Source organism: Chitinophaga sp. Ak27, assembly GCF_012726295.1.
In the GTDB taxonomy this organism is placed as follows: domain Bacteria; phylum Bacteroidota; class Bacteroidia; order Chitinophagales; family Chitinophagaceae; genus Chitinophaga.
Window position 1 is genome coordinate 37,406 of sequence record NZ_JABAOB010000006.1, and the last position, 24,965, is coordinate 62,370.

Below are 24,965 nucleotides of genomic sequence, written 5' to 3' on the forward strand. Positions count from 1 at the left end.
AGGAGCAAAGACGTTAAGTTATCTATAACCTTAGCGTCTTTGCTCCTTTGTTTCTTTGCGTGAATTACTTACTCAAATTTTCTTCCCGGTATATTTACCCGGAATATTTCTACGCACTTCCTGTCCTGCAGGGTAACATACACGGTTTTCCCGTCTTTGTCGCCAAATACCAGGTTGCTGCATTGCTTTCCTTTCAAGGGTATTTCCTGTATTAATTTTCCTTTGGGAGATAGCACCGCAATTACCCCTTTACCCCAGCGGGCTATATAAAGATTACCTACTTTATCGCATTTCATGCCATCAAAACCGTAGTCGGCGAAAGACGCGAAGAGGGTTTTGTGGGAGATGTTTCCCGCTTTGTCTACCCGGTACTTCCATATTTTCCGCTGCACGCTTTCATTCACATACAGTGTTTTTTCGTCGGGACTTAGTTCTATTCCATTGGTGGTACCCATATTGCCTTCTAGTAAAACAAGCTGACGATTTTTAGGATCTATGCGCCAGAGTTGCCCGGTATTGTCGGCCCATTTGGGATCTGTTACAAAGATCTGGTCCTTGCTATTGATACACAGGTCGTTAGGTTGGTTGAATTTATCGGAGTGCACAAATACAGCTGTTTTTTTGGTCTTCATATCCACCGTTAATACATTGTGGCGGATGAAGTCGGGCAGGAACATGGTACCTTTGCTATTGAAGTGAATACCATTGGCAACGCTGCTATCGGGCAGTGTCACGAATATTTCGCCGGTACCGGTTTTGGTATTGATCTTTCCTACAGTACCATCCTGTTTGAAATTAACGACATAAAAATTACCTGATTTGTCAAAGTTGGGTCCTTCGATATTGACCGAGAACATATTTTCTGCAGTCAGGTCGTGGGCTTCAAACACCGGCAGGTTACTTGTTTTTTGTTGTGCTAGCACGGGTAATCCCCACGCAGTCAGCATTGCGAGGAGGCATATCTGTATTTTCATGTATTATTGGTTTTGGAGCTTTAAATTAAAAAACAATTTCAGAATTTTACGGGAGGAGTACGGAGAGATGGGTTGTTGTGTAATGAAATTATCAAGAAATAATTACCGTTATAAACGAATCGGTGGCCTGTCAACTAATTTATTAATTTTGCGCCCATGATCCATGTTTCGGAGTTTAAAGATTTGGCGCAGCTGACGATTCACAAGGTAGGAAACTCCTCCAATGATGAGGCGCTACTGTGTTCTAAGGCGCCACTGCAGCTGGAGGATGAAACGATCAGCCAGTTATTGATCACGTATTTTATTCAACCATTTGCCAACGCAGCAGAATATTTCAGGTTCCGGCATGATGCAGATCTGGAATTGAATGAAATTTTTCAATATTGTCGGCGTATATTTACTGACCAGAACGACTTCCAGGAGCAGTCGATCAATATTGCCAAACATCTATATAAACATTCCACCCATCCTAAAATCAAAGGGGGCGAGCTTTATATAGCCTACTTTAGCAAGTGTCTTGTGGATGGTGAAGAAGTGGAAGCCATAGGCATTTTTAAATCTGAGAATCGCGATACCTATTTGAAAGTATTTCTGTCAGACGAGAACTACCAGGTTAATTACGAGGATGGAATAAATATTAATAAGCTGGATAAAGGCTGCCTGGTTTTTAACACCGAAGAATCTGAAGGTTTTAAAGTAAGTATTGTAGACAGCAACAGTAAACAAACCGAGGCGGTGTACTGGAAGGATGCCTTTTTACAGGTACAGCGCCGGGAAGATAGCTACCTGCAAACAGAAACAGCAGTGGACATGTGCAAACAGTTTATACACAATAAGCTGCCAACAGAGTATGAAATGGATAGGGTAGACCAGGTAGATTTGTTAAATAAATCGGCTGCTTATTTTAAAGAGAAAGAGCAATTTCAGCTGGACGATTTTGCCAAAGAAGTTTTAGGACACCCTGATGCCATTGCTTCTTTCAAGGAATACCGGAATGAATATGCAAACCACTTTCAGCAAGACATCCCTGATGAGTTTGAGATATCTGCACCTGCTGTTAAGAAACAGCAGAAAGTATTTAAGAGCATATTGAAATTAGATAAGAATTTTCATATATATATTCATGGGAATCGTGAAATGATAGAGCGGGGATTTGATGAGGCGACCAACATGAACTATTATAAGCTATTATTTGAAAATGAGGCGTAGACAGGTGTAGCAGACACTAAGGGCAGCTGTGCGGTTGATTTTGTGAAGAGGGATAAGATAGCATATTTACAATTTTCTCATAAGCAAAAACCAATTGTTAACAAAGGCTGCCTCGTCTGGGCGGCCTTTTATTTTTAAAATGCATGCTGCCAGGAACAGGCAATAAAAAAGACAACCATCATGGTTGTCTTTTTTATTTGTTATTTAGGCTCCCTTTTCGGGATTGCTGTTCTTGCTTTGCTGGCCAGGCTTTTTATGATGGTGCCTGGGCGGCCGTTTGTCTTGCTTAGGTCCCTGGCCCTGGGCAGGTTGTTGCTGTTTAGGCCCCTGCTGCCTTGGTTCCCTTTGTTCTCTTCCCTGATCGGGGCGGGCCTGTTGTTCAGGACGAGGCTGTTGCTCGCGTCCCTGCCTGGGCTGTCCTCCCTGGCCTTGCTGCCGTTGTTGTTGCTGCGGACGGTTCTCCTGTCTGGATCTGCGCTCCGATTGTTGTTGCCGGTTGTCTGGCTTCTGACCACCTTTGGGCTGATCGCTTTTAGGTTGTCCTTGTGAGGCGGGCTTTTGTTCGCCCCGCTGTTGTTTTTGTTTGTCTTTATCTTTTTGTTTACGCTTCTGGGCGGTCTTCTCGAGAGATTTAAGACTGATTTGTCCCACCACATCTGCATACCCCAGATCCGCTTCCTTAGGTTTGGCTGTTACCACTTCCACTGGTTTCAGATCATCCGGTTTAATACCCTGTTTATTGAGCAGGCGTATTTCTTTGGCCCTGGAAATAGTAAGTGGATATTGTTTGTTACTGCCTTCGTAGGAGTACCACATGAGGCTTTTGAAGATATCTCTTTTTTGGAGATGAGCTACCCCACCGGCAGTTTCGATATTATCGGCATCTTCGGGGAAGTCTTTCAGGGCATCCAGGTAGGTGTCCAGTTCATAGTTGAGGCAGCATTTCAGGCGGCCGCATTGCCCGGATAACTTTGCCTGGTTAATAGACAAGTTCTGATAACGGGCGGCAGTGGTATTTACGCTTTTGAAATCTGATAGCCAGGTAGAGCAACAGAGCTCCCGGCCACAGCTGCCGATACCTCCTACTTTTCCGGCTTCCTGGCGGGCGCCTATCTGGCGCATTTCCACTTTGGCCCTGAATTCGGAGGCATACACTTTAATGAGTTCACGGAAATCAACGCGATCATCTGCGGTGTAGAAGAAGGTGGCTTTACGGCCATCGGCCTGTATTTCCACTTCTGCGAGTTTCATTTCAAGCCCCAGGTTACGGGCAAGCGCTCTCGATTTAATGAGGGCTTCCTTCTCGCGGGCCTTGTTGTCACTCATTCGTTGCAGGTCATCGTTGGTAGAACGACGGAGAATTTTTTTTACTTCGGGTGTATCTTCCGCGCGTCGCTTCTTCATCTGGAGTTTTACCAGTTCGCCTGTCAGGCTCACTGTGCCAACGTCAAATCCGCTCACTCCTTCCACTGTTACCATTTCTCCTTTATCAAAGAGTTGTTTGGTCACATTCCGGAAAAAGTCTTTGCGGCTGCCATTGTTAAAACTTACCTCTATAATGTCAAATGGTGCTAAGCTATCACCAAGGGGAATATTGGACAGCCAATCAAATACATTCAGTCTGTTACAACCTCCTGTGCTGCATCCTCCATTACTCTTGCATCCTGACGGCTTCCCATCCACACCCGTACCACATCCGGCACAAGCCATATTATTAATTAGTTTAAATTTTATAAATAAGCATTTCAGGTTATTCCAGTTCTTCAAAATACGTTTTTCCTTCCAGAAAAACAAAAGGCCGGAAGCAACAAAGATAGGGAAAAGCAGTCGATAAGCCCCTTAGCACTCCGAAGCTAATTACAGAACCGGTAAAGGTTTCTTTTTAAATATATATTGGAGCTTGAGTGACAATGCATGAAATAGCATTTTTCCGTTTGCATTCCGCTCAATATAATAGCTGGCATTATTCAGTGCATCGGCAATTTGTTGCATTTGCTCCAGGTTGGCCAGTTTAGCCAGTTTGGCCGCAAAATCCATTTCTTCCTCCGAAAAGGCTAGCAGGCTCCGATCGATATACTGCAACCTGATGGTGTGTTCCAGCAGGTTAATGAAATAGCGAAGAAACTGCTTTTGGTTTTCCCTGCCGGTTTTGGCACTGGAAATCCCTTCAATCCATTCCTGGAGGGCTACCCGGTTACCAGTAAACAGATGATTGAGCCAGTTACGAAGCAATTCATGGTAATCGTCGTCGGAATGTTGTAAGAGATATAGTGCCTCCCGGTAATTGCCCGCGGTAATCGTGGCAATTTGCTGTGCCCTGGCAGCCGGCACGTTGTTTTGTTCTTCCAAAGCTTTTACCAGGTCCTGCTTGGCCAGGGCATTTATTCTTATCAGGTGGGTCCTGGATAAGATAGTGGCCAGGATCTGTTCCTGGTTTTCTGCTACCAGGATGAAAAGGGTATTGGCGGGTGGTTCTTCAATCAGTTTTAATAAACGGTTGCCTTCATTGCCGAGGTATTCCGGCATCCACATCACCAGTATCTTATATCCGCTTTCGAAGCTTTTCAGGTTCAGTTTATGAATGATATCCTGGCATTCGGTGGCCGTGATATTGCCCTGTTTGTTTTCTGCTCCTATAAACTGGAGCCAGTCATAAGCATTACCATAAGGATGCGTGGTCACAAATTCCCGCCATTCGCTGATATAATCCGTACTTACCGGCTTGTCTCCCGCTTTACGCGGAATAACAGGATAGGAGTAGTGGATATCCGGGTGCACAAACTGGGCAGCCTTGGTACAGGCCGCGCATTGTCCACAGGCATCCTGCTCCTGCTTGTTTTCACAAACCAGGTATTGGGTAAAGGCCAGGGCCAGGGGAAGACCACCAGCTCCCTCTGGTGCCAGCAATATCATGGCATGACTGAGCCGGTTATGTTGAACAGACAGGATGAGTTGTTGCTTAATGTCTGCTTGTCCTATGATATCTGAAAATAGCATGGACGCAAGATAATAAAAAGGGGCTAATCAGGACGGGGCGGAGAAGCGCTCTTGTTCACTGTGTCACATAACAGGCACTGTTGAAGGTACCGCTCCCCATAACCCTTTTATTGTCGGCTGTAAAGAAAAAGTTACCAGCTATTACCTGACGTTTGGTATTTATCCAACGGATAATGATAGCAGAAGAGTCGGTATTAAAGAAATCATAGCTGCCGTTAGCGTTGTAAATCCCTGCCATCACCAGCCCTTTGTGTATCGGATTGGTGCTGCCTCGCCGGAATGTAAAGGTATCCAGATGAATCGTATCATTTTTAATGGCGTTTTGATTAAACATGCCATCAGTCACATTCAGCACTATCTTAAAGGAATCGGAAATTGATTCCATGCTCCAGTATTTAAGCCCCCCCGAATCAGTTTCCTGCCGGAAGAGAATACTGTTGGTCTGCATCATTTTGCGCGTTTGGCCATTTAGAGAAGCTGTCATGTCCATGTCAGGGCATGAAAAAGAAGGATCATCGATGGGATGCTGGCAGGCGGTGAAACCAATAATGAAAGCGTATAGGGCCGCAGTCAGCAGCAGTGTTCGTCTGTAGGTGATTGGTTGTTTCATGAATATAGTTGCCGATTGTGAACAGTAAATGACAGGCACTCACTTAAACGAATACACGTTTAAGCAGGCGTCTGCATAAAAAAGTTTAAACACAAAGTTGGCAACAGGCGAAATGCCTTATCTATATTTTATTTTTCTATAGCTGCAATTACTTCCGCAGACTCAGGCTGCGTTTTTGGGGAAAATACCGCCACCAGGTTTCCCTTTTCATCCAGCAGGTACTTCTGGAAGTTCCAGGTTACTTCGGCTGGTTCAAAGTGTTTGGCTTTACTTTCTTCCAACAGCCATTTATACAAGGGGTGAATGTCGGTGCCCTTTACAGATATTTTGGCTGCCATGGGAAAGGTCACTGCATATTTTTTTGTGCAGAACTCCTGGATTTCCTTGTTGCTGCCTGGTTCCTGGGAACCAAAATTATTAGCCGGAAATCCTACAATCACCAGCTTATTCTGGTATTTCTTATAAAGCTTTTCTAAACCTTCGTATTGTGGGGTGTTACCGCAAAGAGAAGCGGTATTTACGATCAACACTTTTTTTCCTTTGTATTTGGAAAAATCTATTTTCCCGCCATCCACTGCATCTACTTTAAAGTCGTAAAGGTGAGAAGAAGCAAAAAACATCATTATTGACAAGATTGCTAAACGGAACATATCGTAGTTTTTATAAAGACTGATTAAATGATTGCAGATGTTTGTAAAGTTAATATTCCCGGGCGAAAAAACGGCATCTTTTTTAACCGTGTTAATGAGCTGCCTGTCAGGTATTTAACAGTATTTAATCGTTATGGTATTTAGCTCCAGGCGAAAGCAATACAACATACGCTTACCCTGGCGCCGGCGTGTACCAGGGCCGTGCAGCAAGCTTCGGTAGTAGCGCCGGTGGTAATCACATCGTCTACCAGTAATACGTGTGATCCGTTTACCTGGTTGCCATTTACCTGGAAAGCGGCGGCTACATTTTGCCAACGGGCAGCCCGCCCTTTCCTGGTTTGAGTAGCGGTAAACTGCAGCCGGCTCAGTGTTTTGGGATATACCGGCAATGCGATTACCTGTGCAATGCCATTAGCCAGCTGAGTGGCCTGATTGTAGCCACGTAACTTTTCTTTGTGTGGAAACAGTGGAACCGGTACGAGGAAGTCAATGCCTGGTATCCAGGTACTTTCAGATAATTGATACCCGGTTTGTTTTCCCAGTGACACGGCAATATCGGGCCGTTGCCGGTACTTGAACCGGTGAATGAGTTGTTGTACACCGGATGACTGGGTGTAATAATAGGTGGCAGTAGCTTGTTGTACGGTTACACGGCCATTGAAAATGTTAGCCACCGGATTATCAGGGTAACGGTGAAAACCGGTGACAGGTAATGTTTGCCAGCAACGTAAACATAGAAGATCGCCGGTTGCCGGCAGATCTGTACCACACAGCTCGCAGCAATGCGGATAAAATAAATGAACCAGGGGGGATAACAAACGGGTAAGCATGAAAGTATGTTTTAAAAGGGGTTAAAAGAGTCGCTGGTATACTTCTTCCACTCTTCCTACAGGAATAACTTCAATATGGAATTTACTGAAATCAATTCCTTTTTTGTTATAACGGGAGATAAAAATTTTTTCGAAGCCCAGTTTTTCCGCTTCTGCAATTCTTTGTTCAATGCGGTTTACAGCTCTTATCTCTCCACTCAGTCCTACTTCTCCAGAAAAACATATTTTGGGTGAAATAGCGGTGTCTTCATAAGAAGATAACAAGGCACACAAAACTGCCAGGTCGATGGCCGGATCTTCCACCCGAATACCGCCGGCAATATTAAGGAATACATCTTTTACGCCGAAATGGAAGCCGCCGCGTTTTTCCAGTACGGCCAGCAGCAGCTGCAACCTGCGCAAATCAAAACCCGTAGCGGTACGTTGAGGCGTACCATAAACAGATTGGGTAACGAGCGCCTGCACTTCTACCAGTAATGGGCGCATTCCTTCCATAGTAGCGGCTATTGCTACTCCGCTCAGGAGATCTTCCCGTTGCGAGATAAGAATTTCAGAGGGGTTGGTTACCTGTCGCAGCCCGGTGCCGGTCATTTCATAAATACCCAGTTCGGCAGTGGAGCCAAACCTGTTTTTGATCGTGCGTAAAATGCGGTAGGCGTAATGTTGATCACCTTCAAATTGCAATACGGTATCCACCATATGCTCCAGCACTTTAGGGCCGGCAATTGAACCATCTTTTGTGATGTGGCCGATGAGGAAAACGGGGATATTGCTTTCTTTAGCGAAACGTTGCAGCTCAGCAGTGGTTTCCCTGATTTGGGAAACGCTGCCTGGCGCAGATTCTATAAAAGGAGAATGCAGCGTTTGGATGGAGTCAACAATCACCAGTTGAGGCTGTAGTTTCCTGATTTCCTGGAAAATGGTTTGCGTAGATGTTTCAGTGAGTAGGTAAAACTGCTCATTGGAATTCTGGATGCGGTCGGCCCGCATTTTTATCTGTTGCTCGCTTTCTTCTCCACTGATGTATAGTGTTTTTATATTTTTCAGCTGCAATGCATTTTGCAGGAAGAGGGTCGATTTCCCGATGCCGGGCTCTCCACCTACCAATACCAGGGAACCCGCTACTATACCGCCTCCCAGCACGCGATTCAATTCATTATCGGGAGTCAGTATTTTTTCATCTTCCCGGGTAACGACTTCTGAAAGGTTAATTATTTTTTGGGTGCGGGGAGAGGGAGTATCATTATTTTTCCATTCTTGTTGCTTCTGTGGAATATCTTTCTGTACTCTCTCCTCAACAAAAGTATTCCATTCTCCACAACTCGGACATTTTCCATTCCATTTAGCTGATTCGTATCCACAATTCTGACAGAAAAAAGCAGTTCTTATTTTACTCATAATTTTTAAAAACAGGATGCATACAAAGTAAATGGTTTTATACTTATTGCATCGAAATGATAAAAAGTGGGTATGAAAAAGGGGAGGTAAAAAGGTGTAAAAGAGAAAAGAGCCAAACGGAAGATTCCGCTGACTCTTTCTACTTACTAACCCATTAAATTCAGGTCTAAATTACAAAATGGCTTCAGAATAAAAAAGTTTATTTAATTGATGTGAATAACTTTTGAGCTATCTGTCAGATCAAACAAAGTGGCTGCCATCGCTTGTTTCAGCGCATGTTTTTATCCAATATTACTTTCATTGGGCACTCGTAAAATGTTGATAAATAGGCTTGATGTCGATCATTTTTGTATATGAAAAAATACTAATAAAATACTTTTTTGTAAATGACAAACAGGCGCCTTTTTACGCAAAAAAATATTTTTTACGCCATAATGACAGTGTTAAATTTATAATTTGGCGGCAAAAAGAAGGGATGACAGGTAAATGCTAAATATAACTTAAAGTAGGTTGACTGGAAAGATATTTGTGCCGGTTAGGCAACTTAATTAATGAAAAATGACACCTGGAATTATGTTCGTTTCGCTGATTTTTGTGGGGATCAGCTTGCTGGTAAGTTCGGTGCTGAAAAGTAAGTTCCGGGCTTACAGTGAAATACCCACTTCCTCCGGTTTGTCTGGCAAAGAAATAGCCGAGAAAATGTTGAGAGATAACCAGATTTACGGAGTACAGGTAAGGCTGGCCGAGGGTTTCTTGTCTGACCACTATGATCCAACAAGCAGGACGGTAAACCTGAGTCCTGATGTATATAATGGCGCCAATGTGGCGGCAGCGGCCGTAGCGGCCCATGAATGCGGACACGCTGTACAGCATGCCGCCGCATATCCCTGGTTGGGATTGAGGTCCCGGCTGGTGCCGGCCATGCAATTCACTTCCAATATTGTATCCTGGGTGTTGCTGGGTGGTATTCTACTGATTAACACCTTCCCGCAGCTGCTCCTGGCAGGTATTATTCTTTTTGCCATTACTACGGTATTTGCCCTGGTGACGCTGCCAGTGGAGTTTGATGCTTCGCGCCGGGCGCTGATTTGGCTGGATAACAGCCAGGTGATGAGGCCGGCAGAGCATGATAAGGCTAAAAATGCCCTCTGGTGGGCGGCGATGACTTATGTGGTAGCGGCTTTGGCTTCTTTAGCCACTTTGTTCCAGTATATATTAATATATATGGGCGCCAGGGATAGAAGATAAACACACATACTATATAATAACCTGCGGCGTACCCGGGAGGGTGCGCCTTTTGTTTTACTATCATATCCTGGCAGAGATTGGTAAGTGCCAGGGTCTTTCCCCGTTTCCATCTTTGTAAAATAGCCTGAAAAGCAGTTATTCACGGTGGGATTTTGTGCTGTTAATAACTTTAATACAAATTTTTTATTGAAAACCAATTAATTATAAAGGTGTCATGTAAAAAAGTGTGCAAAATGTATGGTTATTCAACAGTAGCAATGTACCTTTGCACTCCTCATAATAGGGAATTGTTTACAAGACGTAATTTTTATCGTATACAACAATGAATACATTAAGTTTCAAAACTAAATCCGCTAACGACGCTTACGTAAAGCGTGACTGGCATATAGTAGATGCGACTAACCTGACACTTGGTAGGGTTGCTTCCAAAATGGCTGCTATCCTGAGAGGTAAGAACAAGCCTTACTATACGCCTCATACTGATTGTGGTGATTATATCATCGTAATCAACGCCGAAAAGATTGCTTTAACCGGCAACAAAATGGCTGAAAAGGAATATATGCACTACACTGGCTTCCCCGGTGGTCAGAGAATTGAATTGGCTAAGGACCTGATCCGTCGTCGTCCTGAGGTATTGATCGAAAAGGCTGTTAAAGGTATGTTGCCTAAAAACCGCCTGGGCCGTGCTATGTACAAAAAATTATTTGTATATGCCGGTGCTGAACATCCTCATGCAGCGCAGAAACCACAACCTTTAACTTTCTAATTTTTCTCTGATACATGGAAAAGCAAAAAAATACAATAGGTCGTCGTAAGGAAGCTGTTGCCCGCGTGTATATCAACAAGGGTACCGGTAACATTACTGTAAACGACAAAGATTATAAAAACTACTTTTCTCTGATCTACCTGCAAAACCAGGTGGAACTGCCTTTCAAAACGATTGATGCACTCGATAAGTTTGATGTGAAAATCAATGCACAGGGTGGTGGTATCAAAGGTCAGGCAGAAGCAATTAAGCTGGGTATTGCCCGTGCGCTTTGCGAAGTGAACATTGAGTTCCGTCCGGCACTGAAAGCTGCTGGTCTGCTGAAACGTGATCCACGTGGCGTTGAACGTAAGAAACCAGGTAAAGCGAAAGCAAGAAGAAGCTTCCAGTTCTCTAAACGCTAATATTTTTGAGCTATTGGCTATTAGCTACTGGCTAATTCGCCGGATGCTAAAAGCTAAACATTATTTGATCCTTTTAATTGAGTAATATAAACATGGAAAATAATACCTCATTGCAGCAGCAGTTACTGGAGGCAGGTGTTCACTTCGGTCACCTGAAGAAAAAGTGGAATCCCAAGATGCTGCCTTATATTTTCGCAGAAAAGAAAGGTATTCATATCATTGATCTGAACAAAACCGTAGAAGGATTACAGGAAGCAGCAGCTGCCCTGAAATCTATCGCTAAGAGCGGTAAAAAGATCATGTTCGTTGCTACTAAAAAGCAAGCGAAAGAAATCGTAGCAGATGCTGCGCGTAACATCAACATGCCTTACGTTACTGAAAGGTGGTTAGGTGGTATGCTCACTAACTTCGCTACTATCCGTAAGAGTGTAAAGAAAATGCAGAGCATCGAAAAAATGCTGCAGGACGGCACATTCGACAACATCACTAAGAAAGAACGTCTGACTTTAAGCCGCGATAAAGAGAAAATGGAGAAAGTGCTGGGTGGTATCGCTCAACTGGCACGTGTACCAGCTGCGCTGTTCATGGTAGATATCAGCCACGAACACATTGCACTGGCAGAGGCTAAACGTCTGGGTATTTCTACTTTCGGTATGGTGGATACCAACTCCGATCCTACTAAAGTAGATTTCGCGATTCCTGCGAACGATGACGCTACTAAATCTATCGCTATCGTTACCAGCTACATCTGCGCAGCTATCGCTGAAGGTCTGTCTGAAAGAGCTACAGAGAAAAATGAAGAAGTAGAGGAAGAAGAAGAAGCAGACGATAAGGCACGTAAGTTCGACGTTGAAGGCGGTGAAGATCGCGAAAGAGGTCGTAAACCAGGTGCTCAAGGCGGTGGTCGTGGTCAGGGCGGTCAAGGCGGCGGTGCTAACCGTGGCGGCAGCGGTCGTGGCCCAGGTGGCCAGGGCGGTGGTGCTAACCGTGGTGGTGGCGCTAACCGTGGCGGTGGTGCTCAGGGTGGACAACGTCGTCCATCTGGTGCTGGCAGCAATGGTCCAAGAAAACCAGGCGGCGGAAGATAATTTATTAGCTATAAGCTATTAGCCTTTAGCGCTTAATAGATGCAGCAGTTGATGATTCCTATCTTCGCAGCATCTGTTAACCGCTAGAGGCTAATAGTTGAAAGCTGGTGATAGTATTGCAATAATTTTTACAACAATTAAACTAATTATAGCTCATGGCAACAATTACAGCAGCTGATGTAAATAAACTGCGTCAGCAAACTGGTGCTGGTATGATGGATTGCAGAAAGGCACTGGTAGAAAGTGATGGTGATTTTGAAAAAGCAGTAGACTACCTGCGTAAGAAAGGCCAGAAAGTGGCTGCATTACGCTCTGACCGTGAAACCAAAGAAGGCGTTATCATCGCTAAAACTTCAGCTGATGGTAAATCCGGTGTGATCGTAGGTCTGGGTTGTGAAACTGACTTCGTAGCTAAAAACGAAGACTTCGTAAAATTTGCTCAGGCAATCGTTGACCTGGCTCTGGCTAATGGCATCAAAACTGTTGAAGACCTGAATGCAGCTCAATTGGATGGTGCTACCGTTGCTGATAAAGTAAACGACCAGGTAGCAAAAATCGGTGAAAAAATCACCCTCAATAAATTCGAATTCGTTGAAGCAGGTGGCGTAACTTCCTATATCCACGGTAACTACCGCATGGGTGTACTGGTAGCTTTCTCTAAACCTGTTTCTGAAGAAGTAGGTAAAGACATCGCTATGCAGATTGCAGCAATGAGCCCTATCGCAGTAGATGCTGATAGCGTTCCTGCTGACCTGATTGCCCGTGAAAGAGAAATCGCTGTTGAACAAGTGAAGGCAGAAGGTAAACCTGCTGAAATGGCGGAAAAAATCGCTGCAGGTAAAGTAAATAAATTCTTCAAAGAAAGCACCCTGCTGCAACAGGCATTCGTAAAAGACAATAACAAGTCTGTAGCCGATTACCTGAAATCAGTAGATGCTGACCTGAAAGTGGCTGGCTTTAAGCGAATCGCTTTAGGTTAATATCACCGCATTAAAAAAAAGGAGAGAAATCGTTTCTCTCCTTTTTTTTGTGCATAACTAATCATACACTTAAATCTATCGGGAACAGTAACAAGAAAAAGCACTTTTTTCCTTCTTTCTGCCTTTAAGTTGTATATTAGAATACCGTAACCAGATTAGGAAATCACAATCTTACAATATTTTATAGCGTCATGTTGCCAAAGTATAAGCGTATTTTGCTCAAATTGAGCGGTGAGGCCCTCATGGGGGATGCAAATTATGGTATTGATCCGAAGGTGATAACTCAGTATGCCTACGATATCAAGGCCGTTACTGACCTCGGGGTACAGGTAGCCATCGTAATCGGTGGAGGAAATATCTACCGCGGTATGAACGAAGCCGAAACCGGCATTGAAAGAGCACAGGGGGACTATATGGGAATGCTGGCAACAGTGATTAACGGAATGGCCCTCCAGAGTGGACTGGAAAAAGTAGGTTTATATACCCGCCTGCAGTCTGCCATTAAAATGGAACAAATCGCTGAACCTTATATCCGTCGCCGCGCTATCCGCCACGTGGAAAAAGGTCGTGTTGTAATATTTGGTGGCGGTACCGGTAACCCATACTTCACTACCGACACCGCTGCTTCTTTACGGGCCATCGAAATACAAGCAGATGTTATCCTGAAAGGTACCCGTGTAGATGGTATCTACACCGCCGATCCGGAAAAAGATAAATCAGCCACCCGCTTCGAAACAATTACCTTCTCTGAAGTATACCAGAAATCCCTCAACGTAATGGATATGACAGCTTTTACCCTTTGCCAGGAAAATAAGCTGCCTATCATCGTATTCGATATGAACCGCCAGGGCAACCTCCTGAACGTGATCATGGGGAAAAATGTAGGAACACTGGTGCAAGGATAAGCACAAGGCGAAAAGCGGGAAGCATAAAGCTATTGAGGCGAATGATCAAAGCGAATATTAAAAATCGCTAAGGTCATTCGCCTCAATAGCTTTATGCTTTTCGCTTTATCCTTTCTGCTCCCTAGCGGAGTATATTCTTCATCGCTGTAAACGGTATAAACAAGGTTACTTGTCCCAATGCATAAGGCCCTATTTCATATGGAACATAACTGAAGGCAACCCCTTTATTGGTAATTATAAAGTTATTATTAGGCGGAATGCTTTTTACCAGCAGGTTCTGATCCAGCGCTTCTTCTTCACTCATATGAAACCGGTCTTTGAAAGCCTTATCCAGCAAAGTACTCAGCGTTTCCTTATATCCCGGCTTGAAAATATCATCCGGGGTGAGTACCTTCTTCTTAGAGAGATCCAGGGTTTTATAAATAGCTCCCCAATTGCCATGTGCACCACCAGTAAAGTCATATGCATACTTTTCGATTACCAGCAACGGCCAGGTATTGTATACTACTTTCATATCATTGTCGGTGGTCCAATTCCAGGACAAGGCAGCGGAAGCATCGTTAAACTCGCTGCTATCGGCATCTTTGGCGGATACCCGGTAACTCATAATAAATGAATCAATACCCCTCCGTATATATTGCTGCGGGTTCCGCAACGCAGTGCTGCCGGTTACCTGCTGGATGATAAAATTGGCCGTAGTGCTATCTACCAGCGAATCCGGCCAGATAATGCTGCTGGAAACGGTTCCAATAGGTGATTTCGGAAAGGACGGAATTAAACTCGCAGAATCTATCTGGTAATATACCTGCAAAGGCACCGCCTTTTTCAGGTCGGTATGAAAATTAAAATGATAGGAGGTACCATTGCCATGCCAGACTCCTTTAAAATTCCCTTCGTCGGAAAGGTATCCGCTGAACAGGCGGTCTTCTGTACTATTATTGGTTTCTTCGTAAAGATTTACCAGGCCTGAGTCCAACGTTCCCCATAAACCCACCGGCCTGCCGGTGCTGTCGTCGCAATAGTAGCCACGAAACAAGTGCGGTGCTGTTTTTAACAGCTGCATGGTAATTTCCTTGTCGCCTAGTTTCCCTTTCAGCTGTGTATAAAAGAGAGGGGTAGACGCCAACGGAACAATAACGTTAGTGGTATCGCCAGGGCCGGTGTTACCGTTGCCATTGCGCGAGTGACAGGAAAACAGGGCAGCCGCAAATATCAACAGCAGAAATGAAGCTCTTTTCATAGTATGATTTATATCAGGTAGCTCAAAATTACTATTATCCTTCCATACCTTTGAGGACCCGTTTGAACCAATAAAATTAACTGCGCATGTTGAACCAGAAAATAGCGGATTTAAGGAAAGATTATAAGTTGGCTTCCCTGGATGAAAGCGAAGTAGCGTCTTACCCATTATCCCAGTTCGATAAATGGTGGAAGGATGCTATCCATAGTGAAATAGATGAGCCTAATGCCATGACATTGGCTACCAGCACGCCTGACGGGCATCCCTCTGCGCGTATTGTATTACTGAAAAGTTTTGATGAAGAAGGTTTTCTGTTTTTTACCAACTACGAAAGCCGCAAAGGACAAGAGCTGGCCGCCAATCCGCATGTAACGTTGTTGTTTTTCTGGCGGGAACTGGAAAGGCAGGTACGCGTAGAAGGTACGGTGAGTAAAGCCCCAATGGCTGTCAGTAACGAATATTATAACAGCAGGCCATTAGGAAGCAGGATAGGAGCTATTGCCTCGCCCCAGAGTAAGGTCATTCCTGACCGATCTTTCCTGGAAGAACAGGTAGACCAGGTAGCTTCAAAATATACGCAGGAAGACCCCCAAAGACCCGATTACTGGGGTGGATACCTGGTGAAGCCACAGGTCATTGAATTCTGGCAGGGCAGAAGTAACCGCCTGCATGATAGAATCCTGTATACATTGACCGCCGAAGGCAGCTGGAAGATAGAGCGACTGGCCCCTTAAAAAGCATAAAGACGAAAGCAAAAAGCTATTGAGGCGAATGATCAAAGCGGATATGATGAAATCGCTCTGTTCATTCGCCTCAATAGCTTTTTGCTTTATGCTTCAAGCTTTCAGCTTCTTACGCTTTTGGCGCTGCTGCTTTAGCTGCAGAATTTTTTCTGGTTTTAGCAGATCTTACTTTGCCGAAAGATTTACTGAAGATTTTACCTCTTTTGGTTTTAATATCTCCTCTACCCATAACGAATAATTTGAAGTTTGTTGTTTAAATATGATGTTATCAGCCTGCAAATTACTGTAATTCGATGAAATAGTGTAGTGCTGGCCCTTTGATATAAAAAAAAAGCAAGAAACATGATTGTTCCTTGCTTGAATAAGTTGTGCTAACTGATTAGAGCTTGTCAGATAAAGCTTTACCAGCTTTGAATTTAGCAACTTTCTTAGCCTTGATCTTAATGATCTGACCGGTTTGTGGGTTTCTACCGTTACGTGCAGCACGTTTAGAAACGGAGAAAGTACCGAAACCAACCAAAGTTACTTTACCACCTTTTTTCAGGGTATCAGCAACAGCTTTGGTGAAAGAATCCAGAGCTTCGTTAGCTTGGGTTTTGGTAATGCCTGCATCTTTAGCAAGCTTGTCGATTAATTCGGCTTTGTTCATAGTTAGTAAGATTTAACTAGTGAAAAAATGTTTGATGTGAGCAAATATAGCGCGTTTTATCAGATTACCAAATTTTTTACAACTTTTTTATAGAAAATTTTATCGGCTGAAAAACGCTACTGGTAACGGTTACAGCTGATTAGGCTATAATATGCTAAAGTGCCCGACTTTAGCATAATTCCATGAAACCCTTTGTGGAAGCATGTTTACCCGTTTTTTTACTATTAACGCGGCTATGGACCAAGTATTGTACCAAAGTCCGGATGCCTTGAAAATAGTGGATTTCCTGTGGATAAGTTTAGTCAAGACCCCTTACTTAAATGACCTCCATGACGGTATTAAACGCCACAAAACTATCGCCGAAGATGGTGTAGGCACGCTGCCGCAGGGCTTGTTGATGCTGCGTTACGAACAGATTATATTCCTCCAGGCTATCGGCGAGGTATTGCACAACATAGGTAGGTCCCTCTTCATCGTCTTGCTCCAATAACCTACTTATACGGTATTCCCGGAATAGCCCGGTAGACATGATAGCCGGAATTTGCTCCTCCCTCATCCACTGTAGCCACTGAAAACTTAGTTCTGTGGCCACTTTTGTGGTTACATTATATATGATCATACCTTCCGTTTATAAGGTTTAAAGGGCCAGCTCCACGAACACCGGACAATGGTCGGAGTGCTTTACCTGCTGGTAAATGGAGGCATGTTTAAGCCGGTCTTTTAGAGGAGATGTTACGTTAATATAGTCAATACGCCAGCCTTTATTGTTGTTCCTGGCATTGGCCCGGAAGCTCCACCAGCTGTACTGGTGTGGTTCGGGATTGAAATGACGGAAACTGTCTACAAAGCCACTTTCAAAGAAGCGGTCCATCCAGGCCCGTTCTTCAGGTAAAAAGCCAGTCGAATTTTTATTGCTTACCGGGTCGTGGATGTCAATGGGCTTGTGACAAATGTTGTAATCACCGCATACTACTACGTTTGGACGGGTTTTCTTCAGAACATCCAGGTACTGGAAAAACTCCTCCAGCCACTGGTATTTATAGGTTTGCCTGTCCTCTCCGCTGGTGCCGGAGGGGAAATAGGTATTGATCAGCGTAATATCGCCAAAATCCAGCCGTATAAAGCGGCCTTCCTGGTCGCTCTGCGCATGGCCGTTGCCATATTGAACAAAATCCGGTTTGATACGGGTCAACACGGCCACGCCGCTGTAGCCCTTCTTTTGGGCCGGAAACCAGTAATGTTCATATCCCAGTTGCTCAAATTGCTGAAAGTCGACGTTTTCCTGGTGGGCTTTTATTTCCTGGAGGCAGATAATATCGGCAGGATCAGATTGTAACCATTCGGTAAATCCTTTGGTCATGGCCGATCTCAGGCCATTAACGTTGTAAGATATGATTCTCATGCGCTGTAAACTTTGAATAGCCGGTGTTTAGCGACAAGTAGCATAGGGGAGTATGCGCGGCCCAACACCAGCTATTACTTTATTTAGATATCGTATTCCAGGTTGGGGCGGAGCCATTGTTCTGCTTCCTCTACTGTCCAGCCTTTACGGGCTGCATAGTCTGTTACCTGGTCTTTTTCTATTTTTCCAAGTCCGAAGTATTTGCCTTCCGGGTTGGCAAAATACCAGCCGCTAACGCTGGATGCAGGGTACATCGCAAGCGATTCGGTTAAGGTAATGCCGGTATTTTCGGTGGCATTCAGGAGGTCAAACAGCTTGTACTTTTCGGTATGGTCTGGGCAGGCAGGATAACCCGGGGCCGGACGTATACCGGCATATTCTTCTTTAATCAGCTGTTCATTGGTAAGATGTTCTTCAGAGGCATATCCCCAGAACTCTTTACGAACCCGCTCGTGCATCAGTTCCGCAAAAGCCTCTGCCAGCCTGTCTGCCAGTGCTTTCAGCATTATACTGTTATAGTCGTCATGCTCGGCTTTAAATTTTTCCAGCCACTGTTCAATGCCAATGCCAGCTGTTACGGCGAAGCCGCCAATATAGTCGGTTTTGCCGGTTTCCACCGGGGCAATGAAATCCGCGAGTGACAAGTTTGCCTGGCCCGGCGCCTTCTTCACCTGTTGACGCAGGAATTCCAGCTGTACAGGGGGAATGTCCGGCTGCTCGGGCGTTACTTTCACAGAGTCCGGAGCCACACGATTAGCCGGGAAAATGCCTATTACTGCATTGGCCGTCAGCCATTTTTCTGCAACAATTTTTTTCAACAGCTCCTGTGCATCCTTGTACAGGCGGGTGGCTTCTACCCCTACTATCTCATCACTCAGGATCTGGGGGAATTTACCATGTAGTTCCCAGGCAATGAAGAATGGCTGCCAGTCAATATATTTTGCAATTTCTCCCAGGTCGTATTGCTCAAATTTCCGGATACCGGTCATTTTGGGCTTTACAGGGGTGAAAGCCGGCCAGTCTATCACCGTTTTGTTTTCCTGGGCTGCGGCAATGGGGAGAAATTGTTTGGTTTGTTTTTTATTCTTGAATGCCTCGCTCAGCTTCTCATATTCGCTTTTAATACCAGCCAGGAAACCGGGTTTCAGGGCTTTGTTGAGCAAACTGCCCGTAACGGTTACACTGCGGGAAGCATCCAGTACGTGTACTACTCCATGCCCGTATTCCTGCGCTATCTTCACGGCAGTATGGGTACGGCTGGTGGTAGCACCGCCAATGATGAGCGGAATGTTGAAATCCTGTCTTTTCAGTTCACGGGCTACGTGCACCATTTCATCCAGGCTGGGGGTAATCAGGCCGCTGAGACCAATAATATCCACATTTTCCTGGCGGGCCGTTTGCAGGATTTTCTCTGCCGGCACCATTACACCCAGGTCAATAATTTCATAGCCGTTACAGGCCAGTACTACACCCACAATATTTTTACCGATGTCGTGTACATCGCCTTTTACGGTGGCTAGCAGTATTTTACCGGCATTCTTTATTTCGCCGCCTTGTTCAGCCTGGATCCGGGCCTTTTCTTCCTCAATATAAGGGGTGAGGATGGCTACGGACTTTTTCATTACACGGGCGCTTTTTACTACCTGCGGCAGGAACATTTTACCACTGCCAAATAGGTCGCCCACTATGTTCATTCCCGCCATCAGCGGGCCTTCAATTACATCCAGTGGACGAGGATATTTCTGACGGGCCTCTTCAGTATCTCCATCTATATAGTCGGTAATACCGTTTACCAGTGCATGACTTAATCTTTCTTCTACGGTACCCGTGCGCCAGGTTTCATCTTTCTCCACTACCTTGCCTTTGGCCTTTACGGTTTCGGCAAACTGTATCAATCTTTCTGTAGCGTCATCCCGCCTGTTTAGTATGGCATCCTCACATAATTCGCGGAGCTGTGGTTCTATGTCGTCATAAATCTGCAACATCCCGGCATTTACAATACCCATGTCCATGCCCGCTTTGATGGCATGAAACAAGAATACGGAGTGCATAGCCTCCCGCACGGTTTCATTACCGCGGAATGAGAAGGATACGTTACTGACCCCGCCACTCACTTTTGCCAGAGGCATCAGTTCTTTGATGCGGCGGGTAGCGCTGATAAATTCTACGGCGTAGTTGTTATGCTCTTCAATACCAGTAGCAATGGCAAATATATTGGGATCGAATATGATATCCTGTGGTTCATAGCCTACAACTTCAGTCAGGATCTTATAGGCACGATGACTGAACTGCACCCTCTTTTCTTCTGTATCGGCTTGTCCATGCTCATCAAAAGCCATTACCACTACGGCGGCGCCATAACTTCTGCAGATATGGGCCTGTTCAATGAATTTGGCTTCTCCTTCTTTTAAACTGATGGAGTTTACAATACACTTTCCCTGTACACATTTCAACCCTGCTTCGATCACGGAAAACTTACTGGAGTCGATCATGATCGGGATGCGGGAAATATCCGGTTCTGCTGCGAGCAGGTTCAGGAAAGTAGTCATGGCTGTTTCGCCATCGAGGAGGGCGTCGTCCATGTTTACGTCCAGGATCTGGGCTCCGCTTTCTACCTGTTGACGGGCAACAGACAGGGCTTCTTCGAAATGTCCTTCCCTGATAAGACGGGCAAATTTCTTTGAACCGGTTACGTTGGTACGTTCCCCTACGTTGATAAAGTTGGTTTCAGGTCTGACCACCAGCGGTTCCAATCCACTCAGGCGCAGATAGGGTTTGATAACCCGTTGACCTTCACTGGCAATTGGTTCACTGATGTCGGTATTATTGATAATAGCTTCGCTCATTGTTGCTGTTGGTGGTGTTTAATAAAAAACTGTCCAGAGATAGGTTATGCCAGCGTTTCGGCTAATACAGGCCTACTGCGTGGTTGAATATGTTTTACGTGTTCCGCAATGTGGCGTATATGATCCGGGGTCGTCCCACAACAGCCACCTACCACGTTCACAAAGCCCGATGCAGCAAAATCTTCTATAATACAGGCAGTATCTTCCGGTTCTTCGTCATATTCTCCAAAGGCATTAGGCAAGCCTGCATTGGGATAGCAGCTTACATAGCAGCTGGCAATGTTGGATAATTCCTCTACATAAGGACGCATTTGTTGTCCGCCCAGTGCACAGTTGAGGCCAACTGAAAATGGATTGGCGTGCATCACGGAAATGTAGAATGCTTCCAGCGTTTGTCCGCTCAGGGTTCTGCCGGAAGCATCGGTAATAGTACCGGAAATCATGACAGGCAACTCTGGGTTGCCGGATTCCCTGAAATACTTTTTGATGGCGTAAATGGCCGCCTTACAGTTCAGGGTATCGAAAATAGTTTCTATCAGTAAAATATCTACACCGCCCTCGTACAGGCCCCTGATCTGCTCTTCATAAGCTGTTGCTACTTCATCGAAGTAAACGGAGCGAAAGCCGGGGTTGTTAACGTCTGGCGACAGCGACAGGGTTTTGTTCATGGGCCCTATGGCGCCGGCTACAAAGCGTGGCTTATCGGGATTTTTGGCAGTGTATTCCGCCGCTGCTTTCTTCGCAATCCTGGCGGCGGCTACATTTAGCTCATACGCCAGTTCCTGCATGTCGTAATCGGCCATGGCAATGGAAGTACTGCTGAAGGTATTAGTTTCAATAATGTCAGCGCCTGCTTCCAGGTACTCCTTGTGAATGGCTTCGATAATCTGAGGCTGGGTAAGATTCAGCAGGTCATTGTTCCCTTTAAGGTCGCTGGGATAGTCGGCAAATCGGGCGCCCCTGTAGTCTGATTCCTGGAGTTGGTAGCGTTGAATCATGGTGCCCATTGCACCATCGATAATGAGTATGCGCTCATCAGCGCAGTCCTGTAAAGATTTCATATCTGTTAAGGCGTTTATTAGTTACAGTTAAGAAATGATAACGGGGTCGAACAATAAACAAATCCACCCCGTAAAAGTGCCACAAATATAACCTTTTCCCAGCTATTTTCTTGATTTGTGTATTTACGGGAAATAAGAAGTAATCAGCCTTTAAACAGGTTTTGAGATATGCTTATAATGTTGCTATTAAATATAGATTTTGATTATATTATAAATTTAATTTGGCAGAAGTCTACAAAGTCTACTATATTTGTGGAGTAATAAATGATATCATGCAACGAAATGATAGAAACAGTGTGAATTTACCAGCCCTGGCCACCCACCAGTCCTTTACCTGCAACTCGTGTAGCTGCTGTTGCCGCTAACATATTCGTCATTAGTTCTCCCATTTTTTTATTACAACAACAAAATCGTCAGTCATGACTATCTCAGAACATATCCATACCCTGCATAAACATCTGGCCAGCCTTGGTTTACAACCTGTGCCCCAGTCAAACGATTCACAATCGGAAGTATTCAAGGTATGTTTCTTAAATAAACATGAAATGCAGCGCTGGAAAGCCTTGCAAGAGCAACAAACATCAGAAACCAATCATAAAATATTACCAGACAGCCCTGCCAGGGGTACTGTCAAATAACTTTTTCATAACGTGGAATTACAGGTTAAACGAAGACGGGTGCTGTTGAGCACCCGTATTTATTTTCAGCTGTTTATGTTCTCACTTATTTGTTTTGCACATAGCTCTCCAGCGGTAAGCGGTTGCTGATAGAACGTGCCAGCGTCATCTCATCGGCATATTCCAGCTCTCCGCCAAAGGCAATACCACGGGCTATTGTGGTAATTTTTACCGGAAATGCCTGTAACTTTTTGGAGAGATAGTAAATGGTGGTATCTCCTTCAATCGTCGGACTTACCGCCATAATTACCTCTTCTACTCCCTGGTGCTGCACCCGCTCTACGAGTGAATGTATGTTTAGCTGATCGGGGCCAATGCCATCAATGGGAGAGATGATGCCTCCCAATACATGATATAAGCCATTGAATTGCTGCGTGTTCTCTATCGCCATCACATCCCGGATGCTCTCTACTACACATACCACCTGCTTTTGCCGCGAATGGCTGCTGCAAATACTGCATACTTCAGCATCTGACACATTATGGCACACTTTACAAAACTGGATCTGCTGCCGCATCCTGGCAATAGCTTCTCCAAACTGCTCCACCTGGGCTGTTTCCTGCTTTAACAGGTGCAATACCAGGCGTAAGGCCGTTTTTTTGCCGATACCAGGCAGTTTTGCAAATTCATTTACCGCGTTTTCTATCAGTGCAGAGGAAAATATCATGGTGCAAAGGTAGGAATATTGCAGCGGAGGGAACAGCAGCGCTCCCTCCGATACGATCAGATTAAATACTTATTTTCTTCGGCACAGTCCAGTAAGCCTTAAGATTTACTTTGTCGATCACAATAACCCGTTCCGGCTGTTTCTTTGGCTGGGTATAATAGTTTCCCCGGTCCCACTTACCATTGCCGTTGGTATCCAGCAACAGCCTGATCTGGTACTCGCCAGGCGTAATAAAGCGCTGGCTCCATTTGCCATTCACAATAGTCCCCGAATATTTAATGGTTTTATCCTGCACCAGCTGCACCACATAATGCATACTGCTATCATTGATCGCTTCCCGGGTACTATCACTGATAGTAAGTTCCGTGACCGTAAAAATGGCATAATCTGCCACTTTTTTCGTTCGGAAGCTAATGGTGTCGGCTCTGACAAGCTGTTGCCCCGCTGTATCCGTAGGTGCATCTTTAGGAATAATAAACCGGTAGGGAGTGCCTTCCTTCCACGTATGGGTAATGGTTAGCTGTGTCCGGGTCGAATCCATGTTACTGGTAAATGGTACGCTGTTGTAGGCACTGTCTTCTCCCAATATCGTCCGGTTACTGTCCAGGTTTCTTAGGGGCAGTGAGAAGGTTATTTTCAACGGCGCCGGCAATTCCTGCATACCGCCATCCAAAACGGCGGTAGCTGTGAGTTTGGGCAGCTTTTTCTTTTTCTTATCCTTATCTTCTTCCTGCTGAAGGTCAGTAGAATCTATCGGCTCTGGTGGCGGCTTAATTGTGCTATCTGTTTCCATAAACAGGAGCATATTTACATCCGATACATTGTTTTCCTTTAATACTACAGGGGCCTCTACAAAGGCGATTAACTCGCTGGGTTGGTTGTATTGCAGGTCGCGGTCTTCCTCTTTCAGCGCAAAAATCTTATAGGCACCAGGGGCAATATTTTTAAACCGGAAGGAGCCATCCCCCTTGGTTTTGGCGTAATACACCGGCTTTTCCTTGGATACCACCGAGTCGCTTAGGTCACGGTATAACATCACCGCAATGTTACTGTCCACTTTACCATTCTCAGCATCTATAAGGTGACCGGATACCTGCAAGCTGTCCAGGTAGTCGCCGGTAGATACCACGTATTGAAAATCCTGGGCAACGTTACGCTCATTAATATCCCGGATGGCATCGGCAAAGTTGAAAGTATAGGTGGTATTGGGTTGCAACGTATCCTTGATTTCAAGGGTAACGGTATGCAGCTTAGCTATTACGATGGGCGTTGCCTTTAGGGTGGGGGAAACGATCAGCTTATCGTTTACATTGTCCAGCTCTACATATTCATCAAAAATAAAGGACACTTTTTTACTCTTGAAATGAAGGGAAGAGTCCCGCGGCGTTACCTGTAGCAACACGGGGGGTAAGCTATCCCTGGGACCGCCACTGGGCGGCACAATGTTGGCACACCGTGTAAATGTAATGGAAACGATAATAAACATCAGCCAGAAAATCCAGCTCCTGATATATTGATTCATGTACCTGGTCGTATTAAGTAGGCTACAAACTTACGAACTCATTTAAAGAATTACGAATTTGCTACCTTCCGGCCGGCAGATCTATCTATTTTTCCTTAA

At 44.9% G+C, this 24,965-nt stretch carries 25 protein-coding genes; 9 read left to right on the plus strand and 16 right to left on the minus strand.

Annotation, left to right across the window (positions count from 1 at the left end; genetic code table 11):
• Positions 1-68: 68 nt before the first annotated feature.
• Positions 69-974 carry an SMP-30/gluconolactonase/LRE family protein gene (locus HGH90_RS19795; RefSeq protein WP_168765082.1) on the minus strand — a complete coding sequence of 302 codons (906 nt, stop codon included), beginning with the start codon at positions 972-974 and terminating at the stop codon, positions 69-71.
• Between the two features lie 156 nt (positions 975-1,130).
• On the opposite strand from HGH90_RS19795, the gene HGH90_RS19800 reads away from it, so the two are divergent.
• Positions 1,131-2,183: a nucleoid-associated protein gene (locus HGH90_RS19800; protein WP_168765083.1), complete on the plus strand. Its 1,053-nt coding sequence runs from the start codon at positions 1,131-1,133 to the stop codon at positions 2,181-2,183.
• A gap of 204 nt (positions 2,184-2,387) precedes the next feature.
• Here HGH90_RS19800 and HGH90_RS19805 read toward each other — a convergent pair whose 3' ends face one another.
• The 6 genes from HGH90_RS19805 to radA form a co-directional block, all read right to left on the minus strand.
• Entirely contained in the window at positions 2,388-3,893 is a 1,506-nt protein-coding gene (locus HGH90_RS19805; RefSeq protein WP_168765084.1) for a stage 0 sporulation family protein, read from the minus strand.
• A gap of 147 nt (positions 3,894-4,040) precedes the next feature.
• The gene (locus tag HGH90_RS19810; protein WP_168765085.1) at positions 4,041-5,180 is read right to left on the minus strand and encodes an ATP-binding protein; all 1,140 of its coding nucleotides are present in this window, start codon (positions 5,178-5,180) and stop codon (positions 4,041-4,043) included.
• A 55-nt stretch (positions 5,181-5,235) separates the two neighbouring features.
• Positions 5,236-5,790 carry a hypothetical protein gene (locus HGH90_RS19815; protein ID WP_168765086.1) on the minus strand — a complete coding sequence of 185 codons (555 nt, stop codon included), beginning with the start codon at positions 5,788-5,790 and terminating at the stop codon, positions 5,236-5,238.
• A 128-nt stretch (positions 5,791-5,918) separates the two neighbouring features.
• Entirely contained in the window at positions 5,919-6,440 is a 522-nt protein-coding gene (locus HGH90_RS19820) for a glutathione peroxidase (protein ID WP_168765087.1), read from the minus strand.
• Positions 6,441-6,580: 140 nt separating this feature from the next.
• Positions 6,581-7,270, minus strand: coding sequence for a ComF family protein (locus HGH90_RS19825; RefSeq protein ID WP_168765088.1), 690 nt, complete (start codon positions 7,268-7,270; stop codon positions 6,581-6,583).
• 21 nt (positions 7,271-7,291) lie between these two features.
• Positions 7,292-8,668: a DNA repair protein RadA gene (gene radA, locus HGH90_RS19830; protein WP_168765089.1), complete on the minus strand. Its 1,377-nt coding sequence runs from the start codon at positions 8,666-8,668 to the stop codon at positions 7,292-7,294.
• Positions 8,669-9,226: 558 nt separating this feature from the next.
• Here radA and HGH90_RS19835 point away from each other — a divergent pair.
• The 6 genes from HGH90_RS19835 (at position 9,227) to pyrH (ending at position 14,059) form a co-directional block, all read left to right on the plus strand.
• Complete coding sequence (locus HGH90_RS19835) at positions 9,227-9,916, plus strand: zinc metallopeptidase (RefSeq protein ID WP_168765090.1); 690 nt, start codon at positions 9,227-9,229, stop codon at positions 9,914-9,916.
• Between the two features lie 322 nt (positions 9,917-10,238).
• Positions 10,239-10,682, plus strand: coding sequence for a 50S ribosomal protein L13 (gene rplM, locus HGH90_RS19840; protein WP_145661602.1), 444 nt, complete (start codon positions 10,239-10,241; stop codon positions 10,680-10,682).
• A 14-nt stretch (positions 10,683-10,696) separates the two neighbouring features.
• Positions 10,697-11,086, plus strand: a complete 390-nt coding sequence (rpsI, locus tag HGH90_RS19845) for a 30S ribosomal protein S9 (protein WP_145661599.1) — start codon at positions 10,697-10,699, stop codon at positions 11,084-11,086.
• Between the two features lie 92 nt (positions 11,087-11,178).
• Positions 11,179-12,174: a 30S ribosomal protein S2 gene (rpsB, locus tag HGH90_RS19850; protein WP_168765091.1), complete on the plus strand. Its 996-nt coding sequence runs from the start codon at positions 11,179-11,181 to the stop codon at positions 12,172-12,174.
• 155 nt (positions 12,175-12,329) lie between these two features.
• Positions 12,330-13,154 carry a translation elongation factor Ts gene (gene tsf / locus HGH90_RS19855; RefSeq protein ID WP_145661593.1) on the plus strand — a complete coding sequence of 275 codons (825 nt, stop codon included), beginning with the start codon at positions 12,330-12,332 and terminating at the stop codon, positions 13,152-13,154.
• A 191-nt stretch (positions 13,155-13,345) separates the two neighbouring features.
• A complete protein-coding gene (gene pyrH / locus HGH90_RS19860; protein WP_145661588.1) occupies positions 13,346-14,059 on the plus strand; it encodes a UMP kinase in 714 nt (237 codons plus the stop codon).
• A gap of 121 nt (positions 14,060-14,180) precedes the next feature.
• On the opposite strand, the gene HGH90_RS19865 is transcribed toward pyrH, so the two are convergent.
• The gene (locus HGH90_RS19865) at positions 14,181-15,299 is read right to left on the minus strand and encodes a DUF3298 and DUF4163 domain-containing protein (protein WP_169191763.1); all 1,119 of its coding nucleotides are present in this window, start codon (positions 15,297-15,299) and stop codon (positions 14,181-14,183) included.
• A gap of 86 nt (positions 15,300-15,385) precedes the next feature.
• Here HGH90_RS19865 and pdxH point away from each other — a divergent pair, with 86 nt between their 5' ends.
• Positions 15,386-16,033 carry a pyridoxamine 5'-phosphate oxidase gene (gene pdxH, locus HGH90_RS19870; RefSeq protein WP_211093007.1) on the plus strand — a complete coding sequence of 216 codons (648 nt, stop codon included), beginning with the start codon at positions 15,386-15,388 and terminating at the stop codon, positions 16,031-16,033.
• A gap of 118 nt (positions 16,034-16,151) precedes the next feature.
• Here pdxH and HGH90_RS19875 read toward each other — a convergent pair whose 3' ends face one another.
• The 6 genes from HGH90_RS19875 to HGH90_RS19900 form a co-directional block, all read right to left on the minus strand.
• The gene (locus HGH90_RS19875) at positions 16,152-16,271 is read right to left on the minus strand and encodes a 30S ribosomal protein THX (RefSeq protein WP_145661582.1); all 120 of its coding nucleotides are present in this window, start codon (positions 16,269-16,271) and stop codon (positions 16,152-16,154) included.
• Positions 16,272-16,421: 150 nt separating this feature from the next.
• Positions 16,422-16,691, minus strand: coding sequence for an HU family DNA-binding protein (locus HGH90_RS19880; protein WP_012788562.1), 270 nt, complete (start codon positions 16,689-16,691; stop codon positions 16,422-16,424).
• Between the two features lie 316 nt (positions 16,692-17,007).
• Positions 17,008-17,310, minus strand: a complete 303-nt coding sequence (locus HGH90_RS19885; RefSeq protein WP_168765093.1) for a DUF4286 family protein — start codon at positions 17,308-17,310, stop codon at positions 17,008-17,010.
• An 18-nt stretch (positions 17,311-17,328) separates the two neighbouring features.
• Positions 17,329-18,093: an exodeoxyribonuclease III gene (locus tag HGH90_RS19890; protein WP_168765094.1), complete on the minus strand. Its 765-nt coding sequence runs from the start codon at positions 18,091-18,093 to the stop codon at positions 17,329-17,331.
• 83 nt (positions 18,094-18,176) lie between these two features.
• Positions 18,177-20,939 (minus strand): methionine synthase, encoded by a 2,763-nt coding sequence (gene metH / locus HGH90_RS19895; RefSeq protein ID WP_168765095.1) that lies wholly within the window; start codon positions 20,937-20,939, stop codon positions 18,177-18,179.
• Between the two features lie 44 nt (positions 20,940-20,983).
• Positions 20,984-22,000 carry a homocysteine S-methyltransferase family protein gene (locus HGH90_RS19900; protein WP_169191764.1) on the minus strand — a complete coding sequence of 339 codons (1,017 nt, stop codon included), beginning with the start codon at positions 21,998-22,000 and terminating at the stop codon, positions 20,984-20,986.
• Positions 22,001-22,419: 419 nt separating this feature from the next.
• Between HGH90_RS19900 and HGH90_RS19905 the strand changes: the two genes are divergently transcribed.
• Complete coding sequence (locus tag HGH90_RS19905; protein WP_168765097.1) at positions 22,420-22,638, plus strand: hypothetical protein; 219 nt, start codon at positions 22,420-22,422, stop codon at positions 22,636-22,638.
• An 85-nt stretch (positions 22,639-22,723) separates the two neighbouring features.
• Here the strand turns inward: HGH90_RS19905 and recR are convergent, their stop codons facing one another.
• Both recR and HGH90_RS19915 read right to left on the minus strand, forming a co-directional pair.
• Positions 22,724-23,344, minus strand: a complete 621-nt coding sequence (gene recR / locus HGH90_RS19910) for a recombination mediator RecR (RefSeq protein WP_168738168.1) — start codon at positions 23,342-23,344, stop codon at positions 22,724-22,726.
• Between the two features lie 61 nt (positions 23,345-23,405).
• Positions 23,406-24,866, minus strand: a complete 1,461-nt coding sequence (locus HGH90_RS19915) for an Ig-like domain-containing protein (RefSeq protein WP_168765098.1) — start codon at positions 24,864-24,866, stop codon at positions 23,406-23,408.
• Positions 24,867-24,965: the final 99 nt, after the last annotated feature.

Coding starts and splice junctions, on each gene's coding strand:
- recR (WP_168738168.1), bottom strand. CDS start 23,344: ATGATATTTTCCTCTGCACTGATAGAAAACGCGGTAAATGAATTTGCA.
- HGH90_RS19820 (WP_168765087.1), bottom strand. CDS start 6,440: ATGTTCCGTTTAGCAATCTTGTCAATAATGATGTTTTTTGCTTCTTCT.
- HGH90_RS19890 (WP_168765094.1), bottom strand. CDS start 18,093: ATGAGAATCATATCTTACAACGTTAATGGCCTGAGATCGGCCATGACC.
- tsf (WP_145661593.1), top strand. CDS start 12,330: ATGGCAACAATTACAGCAGCTGATGTAAATAAACTGCGTCAGCAAACT.
- HGH90_RS19905 (WP_168765097.1), top strand. CDS start 22,420: ATGACTATCTCAGAACATATCCATACCCTGCATAAACATCTGGCCAGC.
- HGH90_RS19880 (WP_012788562.1), bottom strand. CDS start 16,691: ATGAACAAAGCCGAATTAATCGACAAGCTTGCTAAAGATGCAGGCATT.
- radA (WP_168765089.1), bottom strand. CDS start 8,668: ATGAGTAAAATAAGAACTGCTTTTTTCTGTCAGAATTGTGGATACGAA.
- HGH90_RS19825 (WP_168765088.1), bottom strand. CDS start 7,270: ATGCTTACCCGTTTGTTATCCCCCCTGGTTCATTTATTTTATCCGCAT.
- pyrH (WP_145661588.1), top strand. CDS start 13,346: ATGTTGCCAAAGTATAAGCGTATTTTGCTCAAATTGAGCGGTGAGGCC.
- HGH90_RS19805 (WP_168765084.1), bottom strand. CDS start 3,893: ATGGCTTGTGCCGGATGTGGTACGGGTGTGGATGGGAAGCCGTCAGGA.
- HGH90_RS19795 (WP_168765082.1), bottom strand. CDS start 974: ATGAAAATACAGATATGCCTCCTCGCAATGCTGACTGCGTGGGGATTA.
- HGH90_RS19885 (WP_168765093.1), bottom strand. CDS start 17,310: ATGATCATATATAATGTAACCACAAAAGTGGCCACAGAACTAAGTTTT.
- rpsI (WP_145661599.1), top strand. CDS start 10,697: ATGGAAAAGCAAAAAAATACAATAGGTCGTCGTAAGGAAGCTGTTGCC.
- HGH90_RS19815 (WP_168765086.1), bottom strand. CDS start 5,790: ATGAAACAACCAATCACCTACAGACGAACACTGCTGCTGACTGCGGCC.
- HGH90_RS19915 (WP_168765098.1), bottom strand. CDS start 24,866: ATGAATCAATATATCAGGAGCTGGATTTTCTGGCTGATGTTTATTATC.
- HGH90_RS19865 (WP_169191763.1), bottom strand. CDS start 15,299: ATGAAAAGAGCTTCATTTCTGCTGTTGATATTTGCGGCTGCCCTGTTT.
- HGH90_RS19875 (WP_145661582.1), bottom strand. CDS start 16,271: ATGGGTAGAGGAGATATTAAAACCAAAAGAGGTAAAATCTTCAGTAAA.
- rplM (WP_145661602.1), top strand. CDS start 10,239: ATGAATACATTAAGTTTCAAAACTAAATCCGCTAACGACGCTTACGTA.
- HGH90_RS19835 (WP_168765090.1), top strand. CDS start 9,227: ATGACACCTGGAATTATGTTCGTTTCGCTGATTTTTGTGGGGATCAGC.
- HGH90_RS19900 (WP_169191764.1), bottom strand. CDS start 22,000: ATGAAATCTTTACAGGACTGCGCTGATGAGCGCATACTCATTATCGAT.
- metH (WP_168765095.1), bottom strand. CDS start 20,939: ATGAGCGAAGCTATTATCAATAATACCGACATCAGTGAACCAATTGCC.
- rpsB (WP_168765091.1), top strand. CDS start 11,179: ATGGAAAATAATACCTCATTGCAGCAGCAGTTACTGGAGGCAGGTGTT.
- HGH90_RS19800 (WP_168765083.1), top strand. CDS start 1,131: ATGATCCATGTTTCGGAGTTTAAAGATTTGGCGCAGCTGACGATTCAC.
- pdxH (WP_211093007.1), top strand. CDS start 15,386: ATGTTGAACCAGAAAATAGCGGATTTAAGGAAAGATTATAAGTTGGCT.
- HGH90_RS19810 (WP_168765085.1), bottom strand. CDS start 5,180: ATGCTATTTTCAGATATCATAGGACAAGCAGACATTAAGCAACAACTC.